This is a genomic window from Latilactobacillus fuchuensis (assembly GCF_900258455.1).
Taxonomy (GTDB): domain Bacteria; phylum Bacillota; class Bacilli; order Lactobacillales; family Lactobacillaceae; genus Latilactobacillus; species Latilactobacillus fuchuensis.
This window is the reverse complement of the sequence record NZ_LT984417.1, coordinates 1441435-1449408: the sequence shown is the minus strand read 5'-3', so window position 1 is coordinate 1449408 and position 7974 is coordinate 1441435. Positions and strand designations below refer to the sequence as shown.

Here is a 7974-nt window from a genome sequence, read left to right as displayed (position 1 = left end):
GAATTTAGATGGTATATTAGTCACACGTTGAAACACAAAACTTAAATTCAAGGAGATCAATCATACATGACACCTTTAAAAACAATCTTATTTAGTACAACATTAACGGCCGCAACAGCTGCTGGAATCCTCTTCGCAGGCAACGGTCAAGCAAGTGCAGCCACAACTTACACCGTTACAACTGGTGATACTTTATCATCAATCTCAAATAAATTCGCTGGCAACAACGATTTAGTCGATTCAATCGCTAAGAACAACAGTATCTCAAATATCAACTTAATCTACGTCGGCGAACAATTAACGATTGATGCGGATACAACGGCCTCAACTACGACTCAAGCAGCCGCTACGACAACTCAAGCGCCAGTTGCCCAAACAACAACGCCGGTCGCAACGACACAAACAGCGGCACCAGTTCAAGCCGCAACGGTGACACCAGCTGCCACAACGACAACCGCAACTGCCGCAACCACGAGCTCATCTAAAGAATGGATTGCCCAAAAGGAATCCGGCGGTTCATATACAGCCACTAACGGTCAATTAATCGGTCGTTACCAATTATCAGCGTCATACTTGAATGGTGACTATTCAGCTGCCAATCAAGAAAAAGTCGCTGATCAATACGTCACGAGCCGTTACGGTTCATGGGACGCCGCTAAGAGCTTCTGGTTAAGCAACGGCTGGTATTAAGCTTAAAGTTTAGATAATATTAACGAAGCACACTAATTCGATTGCGGATTGGTGTGCTTTTTACTTTGGTTACCTTATCAGTTGGCAGCCGCTAAACATCAATGGTAGGATAGATGAATCAATCAGAAATGGCGTTAATGATTAGGAGGGGTGTTTAGTGCAACGGGATTATTTTAAAATTGAAAAAAATAGTGGCGATTTTCCGTATTATGCGGGCGATCCGCAAAAATTAACGATAGTTCAGTGGCTTAGCCTGGTGCTTGTCTTACTCGCACAGTTCTGGATTATGAGTACGGCGACCTTATCCTTTCTACCAAAGGGGATTGCGACTGCACTAATGGATATTTTTTTGGTTGGCGTACCGATGGGCTTATTGTGGTGGTTTACCAAACACGCTATTGGGGCGTTGTTTAAACCTTTAAAATGGCGCGATACACTAACGATTATCAAATATGTGCTATTGATGGTGGTCATTGGACTTGGCAGTACGATTGCTCTGAATCTAATTGGCCAGACCACTAACGGTGATGTGGCGGGTGATCAGGTCACTGGTTTGGTCGGCTATTTGGCAGTTTTCTTGGATAATATTCTAAGTCTTTTTTGGGAAGAATTAATCAGTCTAATCCCGTTATTAGCGATGATGGCGGGGTTAAAAGCGCTTGGTGTTAGTCGTAAAATCAGTATTATTTTAAGTACAATCGTCACTTCAATTTTATTTGGTGCTTTACATTTACCAAGTTATCAATGGAATGTACCGATGGTTTTCACTAGTATTGTTTTCTTGAGATTAATTTTGGACGTCCTATATTTGAAGACCAAAAATATTTGGTTAACGTATGTGACGCATTTACTATATGACAGTTTTTTTTTTGCCTTACCATTAATATTTGGTCTGATATTTAAACATTGATAGATAAAAAAATAAACAGCAACCTAAATCTAGGTGGCTGTTTATTTTTTTAGGAAGTAGGGATTGGTTATTTCAATAATTGGTAGGCAATTAATAGTAGGACGATGCTAATCCAGAAAACGACCGTCGCGGCTTTTTTTAAAGTTTGATTCTTTTTCAAAAAACCGATGAAGGTCATGACAGTTGAAATAAGAACTGCGACGGATGAGACGAATAGTAGCAGCGTTAACGCTGAATGGGCCATTGATGACATGTTGAAAACTCCTTTTTGGTCGCGTGCAAATTCCTTTACGACGCGTGATAACATTATTATAACAAATAAATATCACTTGACTAACCAGAACGTTTGTTCGTATAATGTAATTCATAGAGGAGTGGTCAATATAACAAATATTAGTTTAAAAGGGACGATTATCAGCGCCGTTAAAGTGATTAGTTTCGATCCGTATTTGGTGCGGTTTACGTTGCAGACCACAACTCAAGATTATAATTGTTTAATCGCAAAAGACGCGTTGAACTTTATGTATGTTGCTGAAACTGATGCGCCGATTGCCATTTACGGCCACTACAATCAAAGAAAGCAACTCGTGATTGATCAATACTACGTTAGAACGGCCATGAGTGCCTAATGTATGATTATCAGAATGAACCACACCGAGTGATTTTTATGATTGATTCTAAATCTTTTTATGCATCGGTGGAAGCAGTTGAAATGCAGCTTAATCCATTGCGGGCCATCTTGGTTGTGATGTCCGCGGCTGAAAATACGGGAAGCGGGTTGGTTTTAGCGGCCAGTCCGATGGCCAAAAAAATCTTTGGGATTAGTAATGTGACGCGGGCGCGTGATGTGCCAATCGACGATCCGCGATTGATTGTAAGACCACCACGAATGAACTTGTATATCCAAGAGAATTTAAGGATTAACCGGATTTTTCAACAATTTACGGCGGAAGTGGATATTCATCCCTATTCGATTGATGAATCGTTATTGGATATGACGGATAGCTGGCATTTGTTTGGCGCAACACCACATGAAGTCGCGCGTCAGATTCAATTGACGGTCAAAAAGGTAACCGGTATTTATCTAACCGTCGGAATTGGCGACAATCCCGTATTAGCGAAGTTAGCCCTCGATCTTGAGGCCAAAAAGAATCATAGTCTGATTGCGGAATGGCATTATGAAGATGTGCCCGATAAGCTGTGGCCAATTACCCAATTAACGGATGTCTGGTCAATTGGACAACGCACGGCTGATAAACTCAATCAACGCGGCATTCAGTCAATGGCTGATTTAGCCCATACTAATCCATATCTGTTGAAACAAAAAATGGGAATTATCGGCGCTCAGTTATTTGCGATTAGCTGGGGGATTGATCGGGCTTTAATTCGGGAAAAGTATCACGCCAAAGAGAAGTCGTACGGCAACAGCCAAGTATTGCCGCGGGATTATGTGAATCAAGCTGAAATTGAAGTTGTGATTCGTGAGATTGTCGAACAAGTCGCTGCTCGATTACGGTCGCATCATCAAGCGGCGACCGTTATCAGTCTGGGGATTGGTTTTTCGTTTTCCGAAAAAGCCGATTCACCACGTGCTGGCTTTGGGCGCTCCGTTAAAATTGATGCTACCAATGCGAATGGTCAATTGACGCAACACGCCTTACGACTGTTTCGAGCTAAATGGCACCATGAAACGATTCGACACGTCAGTATTACGTGCGGTGAGTTAGTGGATGATCATATCGCACAGCTTGATTTATTTGATGTGAAAGACGTCAACTTTAAGAAGCAGAAACTTGATCGGACGGTTGATGGTATTCGTCAGAAGTACGGTTTTAAGTCGGTCGTTAAATTATCAAGTAAATCAAAAGGAGCCACTGCGATTGAACGCACTGGCCTGGTTGGCGGCCACGCCGGAGGCAACACGTATGAGTAATGATGGTTATGATTCGAACTTAGTCAATCAATTTCTAAAATATGATTACCATGATCGGGGCATGATGAAGTGGCAAGGGTTCTATTTAAGTGACCATACCGCAGTGGTTGCCAAGACAGCGACTGCCAGTCAGCAAGCGCGTAGTCAACAACATGGCCCAACAATGACAGAAGCCGAGATTGCGGCCTTAATCAACGAGGCGGTGGTTAAGGGTTATCCCGTCACGGTTGATAAGGCTGAACGAACCGTTGAGGGGTTGATTCCACATCAAATAGTGGGGCCAATCAGCGGTTGGTTTGGGAGTCAAATCATTATTAATGATCAAGCCGTTGCAATTGACGCCATCTATTCGATTCAAAAAGCTTAATTTAAAATGTGTTTCGAGGAGAATAATTAAAATGACTAAATTTGAACCAATCCAGATTAATCAACAATATTCAATCACCCTGGATGAAATCGGACAGGTTACATTACAGCAGACCGATGTTGGCTACGTTGATTCGATGAGCTATTATTATCTGCGCAATGATTTGCCACTATTTATCTGTCGCCATGCTCCAAGCGCTAATCTACGGGTGATCCACGACGTGATGGTCCAATTGGATACCCAAATCGCCACAATGTCTGAATGCGGCTGTTTAAAAGTCGGCGGACAGAATGTGGCGATGAGATAACGAGTGGTTAGAAATCGATATTTTAGTAAGAATGATGTGATTTTCTGCCAAAAGCCCTGCCAAGAAATTCCTTGGCAGGGCTTTTGGGTTTAAAGTTGATATGACAGTATTTATAGAAGATAATGTGTAAAACACTTTTGATGGGTGCTTAGCTGGTTCAATATTAAAATGACCATCAGGATTTTCTTTTGAAGACGATCCTGATGGTATATTTTATTTTTTCTCAACGCTGACTCGTAAAATTGTTTTCCGTTTTGCTTCGGGTACACGGCGAAAATCTGAGATGTAAATTTCCTTGTGTTCTTTTAAAGTGCGTTGATAGCCGGATGCGTCGATGAACGTCTCTAACTTTGCAAAGCTAGCTGGTTCATCATCAAATGAACCAATATGCATGATCATGGCAACATCACCTTCGTCAAAGGTTTCAAATTTAACTTGCGCTAATAATTCCGGTGCTACTTTGTCATGCGCCAGCTCAACTGCTCGGTTGAAAACTGATTCGTCAACGAAACTTGGCTGTTTGATCATTATTTTGTATTGTAAATAATCTTTATCCAATGGGCCATCACGGTGTCCGCTCGCTAATGACCAGAAGCCTTCAAGCGGGTAGACCGTGTAATCAAAGGCACCCGAGAATTCGATTCCCTTCTTCGGTGCCATGCGAATCTTGTAGGCAATGGGATAAAGTGCCGTGATTTTTTGTGCGAATTCTGGACCGTTCGGATTACCTTGTCCGCTGATAGTGATGAAACTTTGTGATGGCAAGGTCGTGATCGAGGGTGCCTTTTTCAGTGGGTAGATTTCTTTTTCTGTTTGACGCCAGTTTGCTTTTTCCATTGGAAAACTCCTTTGATAATCAAAAATAATGATTGAGATTTTACAGTAAGTGGGAGTGGTGGATGTATTCCTTAAAAGTCATGATGATTCACTAGCTCAATTATAAGCCAATTGACGACTTTAGCAAACCAATTCTAATAGCGTTGGTATAACAGCGATTTATCCCTTATAGGGTACAAAATCGTTAAAATTTACCGATTTAGGTCAAAATAAAGTCAAAATATATCTGTTTTCTAGGCTGTTTTAAGGCAACAAAAAATCCGTTAAACCTTAGTTTAACAGCTTTTCTATCTTCTGGGATGTTTTAAATATCACCCGTACGGGGATCGAACCCGTAACTCCGCCTTGAGAGGGCGACGTCTTAACCAATTTGACCAACGGGCAAGGTTTTGTAACAATTAATATATTATCGAATAAAGCTTGCGCTGTCAATCTTTAATTAAGACAAACTGATGCTTAGATAAATATTTTATAATTACGATGATTAATATTAATGTGTTCTTTAGTAATTTTCTGATTCGACTTTTTCTTTAGGTTCTTAATGATATTGAGTGCATAATCTTGATGTTTTTCAATTAACGCCAGGACATCTTCTTCGATTGAGATTGATAATTCTTTGCGGGAATCAGCTAATTCAATTAAAACGGATTGCTGGTCATGCGATAATACTTTACCTTGAAACAATTTCTCGATTGCTGTTTTATCCATCATTTAACCGCCTCCTTCTATAGTATAGTCCTTTTTGGCGATTTTGTTAAAAAATAGAATTGACAAGGGTTCCAATCAGCGGTATCATAGTATCCGTGATAAATAACATTGGGTATTCGCCAAACTGGTAAGGCACCGGACTCTGAATCCGTAATTTATAGGTTCGATCCCTATATACCCAACTAAATTCGAGGAGTCTACTGCGGTAGGCTTTTTTTATGGAGTGAATTCGATGGCTAATCATTTAGAAACACATCAAGCGTGGTTGACGCAATTTTATACACAGCGTGATTGGTATCAATACTCACCGCTGATTCGGCTGAATTTCTTATCTGAAGAAGTCGGTGAATTATCGCGCGCGATTCGGACAATCGAGTTAGGGCGGGACCATCCGGGCGAAGCGGTTCAGTCAACGGATACTAAATACGATAATTTAAAAGAAGAATTAGCGGACTGTTTCGATCAGTTATTAATTATCTGTTCGAAATATCAAATTGAACCGAGTGAATTAAGCCAGTATAGTGAACACAAGCTGACTGAACGCTTTAAAAATAAATAGCTTAATCAAGCGACTTTCTCAATTTATTTGGGAAAGTCGTTTTTTATTTTGAAAAGAAGCTTGCCTTATAGTGCACTCGAGGGTGTAATCTAGCGATTGTAGTTAAAAGCAAGGGAGTTTTTCAAATGACAATTAAAGATAAAGTGATTATTATTACGGGCGCTTCTTCAGGGATTGGCGCGGCCAGTGCTCAATTGTTGGCCGCCAATGGTGCTAGAGTCGTATTGGGTGCTCGGCGGGCGGATCGGTTACAAGCCGTGGTTGACACCATTGAAGCTGCTGTAACTAAGGCAGCTGATTTGCAGGCGTTAGTGGCGTTGGCTAAAACTGAATTTGGCCGGGTCGATGTGTTATTTAATAATGCGGGGATTATGCCAACGTCACCGATTAGCGCGTTGCATACGGCCGAATGGCAACAGATGATCGATATTAATTTAACCGGCGTATTGAATGGTGTCGCTGCGATTATGCCGGAATTCACTGCTCAAAAGAGTGGTCAGATTATTACGACGTCGTCAGTTGCCGGAATCAAAAGTTTTTCCGGCGCTGGTGTCTATGGTGCCACTAAGTTTGCTGTCCGGAATCTAATGGAAGTGATTCGGATGGAGAGCGCCGAGGAAGGGACTAATATTCGGACGGTTAGTTTATACCCGGCGGCCATCAATACGGAATTATTGACGACGATTACCGATCAAACCGCTAAACAAAATATGACGGACTTTTACGCGGCGGTCGGAATCACACCGGATGCGGTTGCGCGGGTCGTTAATTTTGCAATCGATCAACCAGAAGACGTCAACGTTAATGAATTTACAATCTACCCAACAAAACAAGTTTAAAGAAGCACATTAAAACTAAATGAAGGATGGTAATCAGATGACTAATCAAGAAACAGTGCAAAATGGTATTTTTGAAATGGGTCCCAAAAATGACGCGTATGCAGCCTTTTTTACGGGGCAAAGTTATTTACAAGGGTTGGTGAATGATCCAGCAATCAATGTTGGTGTGGGCAACGTCACGTTTGAACCTGGCTGTCGGAATCATTGGCATATTCATCATGCTGGCTATCAAATTTTATTAGTCACGGGTGGGCAAGGTTGGTATCAAGAAGCGGGACAGCCGGCGCAATTATTGACACCGGGAATGGTGATTGTCACACATGATGGGGTTAAGCATTGGCACGGGGCAACTAAAGATAGTTGGTTTTCACACGTGGCGATTACGACCGGCACACCAGAATGGTTGGAAGCCGTTTCTGATGAGGATTATAATCAGTTGAGTAAGTGAATAGTATAACGTACAATGTTATTTTATTATCGCTATTGCGCAATTTGTTAACGTGCGATAAACTATAAAAGTAATATCTCCCCCAAAGTTATTACAGAGCGCTCTTAATTCATTTTAAGAGCGTTTATTTTTTTGCTTAAAATAATAGGACGTTATTTATTGATTGGTAAAGTGGTTAAGGACGGGCAATAAAGCGGTGTTCATTACAGCTTGATCGGGATTTGCCGTTAAACTGTTACCATTTTGTCATCAATTGTTACTTGTTTGATATTTACAACGGGAATTTAGATGGTATATTAGTCACACGTTGAAACACAAAACTTAAATTCAAGGAGATCAATCATACATGACACCTTTAAAAACAATCTTATTTAGT

General features: G+C 41.1%; 12 protein-coding genes and 2 tRNA genes. 10 read left to right on the top strand and 4 right to left on the bottom strand.

What is annotated here, in order from left to right; translation table 11 throughout:
- Positions 1-66: 66 nt before the first annotated feature.
- Positions 67-690, top strand: a complete 624-nt coding sequence (gene apf, locus LFUMFP_RS06880) for an aggregation-promoting factor (protein WP_106483319.1) — start codon at positions 67-69, stop codon at positions 688-690.
- A gap of 157 nt (positions 691-847) precedes the next feature.
- On the top strand, positions 848-1600 hold the full coding sequence (locus LFUMFP_RS06875; protein WP_106483318.1) for a CPBP family intramembrane glutamic endopeptidase: 753 nt from the start codon (positions 848-850) through the stop codon (positions 1598-1600).
- A 67-nt stretch (positions 1601-1667) separates the two neighbouring features.
- On the opposite strand, the gene LFUMFP_RS06870 is transcribed toward LFUMFP_RS06875, so the two are convergent.
- Positions 1668-1853 carry a hypothetical protein gene (locus LFUMFP_RS06870; RefSeq protein WP_025084026.1) on the bottom strand — a complete coding sequence of 62 codons (186 nt, stop codon included), beginning with the start codon at positions 1851-1853 and terminating at the stop codon, positions 1668-1670.
- 121 nt (positions 1854-1974) lie between these two features.
- Between LFUMFP_RS06870 and LFUMFP_RS06865 the strand changes: the two genes are divergently transcribed.
- From LFUMFP_RS06865 to LFUMFP_RS06850, 4 genes are read left to right on the top strand one after another with little or no spacing between them, the layout of a single operon-like run.
- A complete protein-coding gene (locus tag LFUMFP_RS06865) occupies positions 1975-2229 on the top strand; it encodes a hypothetical protein (RefSeq protein ID WP_106483317.1) in 255 nt (84 codons plus the stop codon).
- Positions 2229-3533, top strand: a complete 1305-nt coding sequence (locus LFUMFP_RS06860; protein ID WP_056950322.1) for a Y-family DNA polymerase — start codon at positions 2229-2231, stop codon at positions 3531-3533. Before LFUMFP_RS06865 ends, LFUMFP_RS06860 begins: the two co-directional genes overlap by 1 nt.
- Positions 3526-3900 carry a hypothetical protein gene (locus LFUMFP_RS06855; RefSeq protein ID WP_025084028.1) on the top strand — a complete coding sequence of 125 codons (375 nt, stop codon included), beginning with the start codon at positions 3526-3528 and terminating at the stop codon, positions 3898-3900. Before LFUMFP_RS06860 ends, LFUMFP_RS06855 begins: the two co-directional genes overlap by 8 nt.
- A 31-nt stretch (positions 3901-3931) precedes the next feature.
- Positions 3932-4207, top strand: coding sequence for a hypothetical protein (locus LFUMFP_RS06850; RefSeq protein ID WP_025084029.1), 276 nt, complete (start codon positions 3932-3934; stop codon positions 4205-4207).
- A 213-nt stretch (positions 4208-4420) separates the two neighbouring features.
- Here LFUMFP_RS06850 and LFUMFP_RS06845 read toward each other — a convergent pair whose 3' ends face one another.
- From LFUMFP_RS06845 to LFUMFP_RS06835, 3 genes are all read right to left on the bottom strand, one after another.
- The gene (locus LFUMFP_RS06845) at positions 4421-5044 is read right to left on the bottom strand and encodes a GyrI-like domain-containing protein (protein WP_025084030.1); all 624 of its coding nucleotides are present in this window, start codon (positions 5042-5044) and stop codon (positions 4421-4423) included.
- 311 nt (positions 5045-5355) lie between these two features.
- A tRNA-Glu gene (locus tag LFUMFP_RS06840) sits at positions 5356-5428 on the bottom strand.
- Between the two features lie 72 nt (positions 5429-5500).
- The gene (locus tag LFUMFP_RS06835; RefSeq protein ID WP_025083178.1) at positions 5501-5755 is read right to left on the bottom strand and encodes a hypothetical protein; all 255 of its coding nucleotides are present in this window, start codon (positions 5753-5755) and stop codon (positions 5501-5503) included.
- A gap of 106 nt (positions 5756-5861) precedes the next feature.
- Here LFUMFP_RS06835 and LFUMFP_RS06830 point away from each other — a divergent pair.
- The 4 genes from LFUMFP_RS06830 to LFUMFP_RS06815 all read left to right on the top strand — a co-directional run bounded on the left by LFUMFP_RS06830 (position 5862) and on the right by LFUMFP_RS06815 (position 7598).
- Positions 5862-5934 (top strand) — tRNA-Gln (locus LFUMFP_RS06830).
- Positions 5935-5984: 50 nt separating this feature from the next.
- Entirely contained in the window at positions 5985-6311 is a 327-nt protein-coding gene (locus tag LFUMFP_RS06825) for a MazG nucleotide pyrophosphohydrolase domain-containing protein (RefSeq protein ID WP_106483316.1), read from the top strand.
- Positions 6312-6436: 125 nt separating this feature from the next.
- Positions 6437-7150, top strand: coding sequence for an SDR family oxidoreductase (locus LFUMFP_RS06820; RefSeq protein ID WP_106483315.1), 714 nt, complete (start codon positions 6437-6439; stop codon positions 7148-7150).
- 37 nt (positions 7151-7187) lie between these two features.
- Positions 7188-7598 (top strand): cupin domain-containing protein, encoded by a 411-nt coding sequence (locus LFUMFP_RS06815; protein ID WP_025083181.1) that lies wholly within the window; start codon positions 7188-7190, stop codon positions 7596-7598.
- Positions 7599-7974: the final 376 nt, after the last annotated feature.

Coding starts and splice junctions, on each gene's coding strand:
- apf (WP_106483319.1), top strand. CDS start 67: ATGACACCTTTAAAAACAATCTTATTTAGTACAACATTAACGGCCGCA.
- LFUMFP_RS06870 (WP_025084026.1), bottom strand. CDS start 1,853: ATGTCATCAATGGCCCATTCAGCGTTAACGCTGCTACTATTCGTCTCA.
- LFUMFP_RS06860 (WP_056950322.1), top strand. CDS start 2,229: ATGTATGATTATCAGAATGAACCACACCGAGTGATTTTTATGATTGAT.
- LFUMFP_RS06855 (WP_025084028.1), top strand. CDS start 3,526: ATGAGTAATGATGGTTATGATTCGAACTTAGTCAATCAATTTCTAAAA.
- LFUMFP_RS06850 (WP_025084029.1), top strand. CDS start 3,932: ATGACTAAATTTGAACCAATCCAGATTAATCAACAATATTCAATCACC.
- LFUMFP_RS06845 (WP_025084030.1), bottom strand. CDS start 5,044: ATGGAAAAAGCAAACTGGCGTCAAACAGAAAAAGAAATCTACCCACTG.
- LFUMFP_RS06835 (WP_025083178.1), bottom strand. CDS start 5,755: ATGATGGATAAAACAGCAATCGAGAAATTGTTTCAAGGTAAAGTATTA.
- LFUMFP_RS06825 (WP_106483316.1), top strand. CDS start 5,985: ATGGCTAATCATTTAGAAACACATCAAGCGTGGTTGACGCAATTTTAT.
- LFUMFP_RS06820 (WP_106483315.1), top strand. CDS start 6,437: ATGACAATTAAAGATAAAGTGATTATTATTACGGGCGCTTCTTCAGGG.
- LFUMFP_RS06815 (WP_025083181.1), top strand. CDS start 7,188: ATGACTAATCAAGAAACAGTGCAAAATGGTATTTTTGAAATGGGTCCC.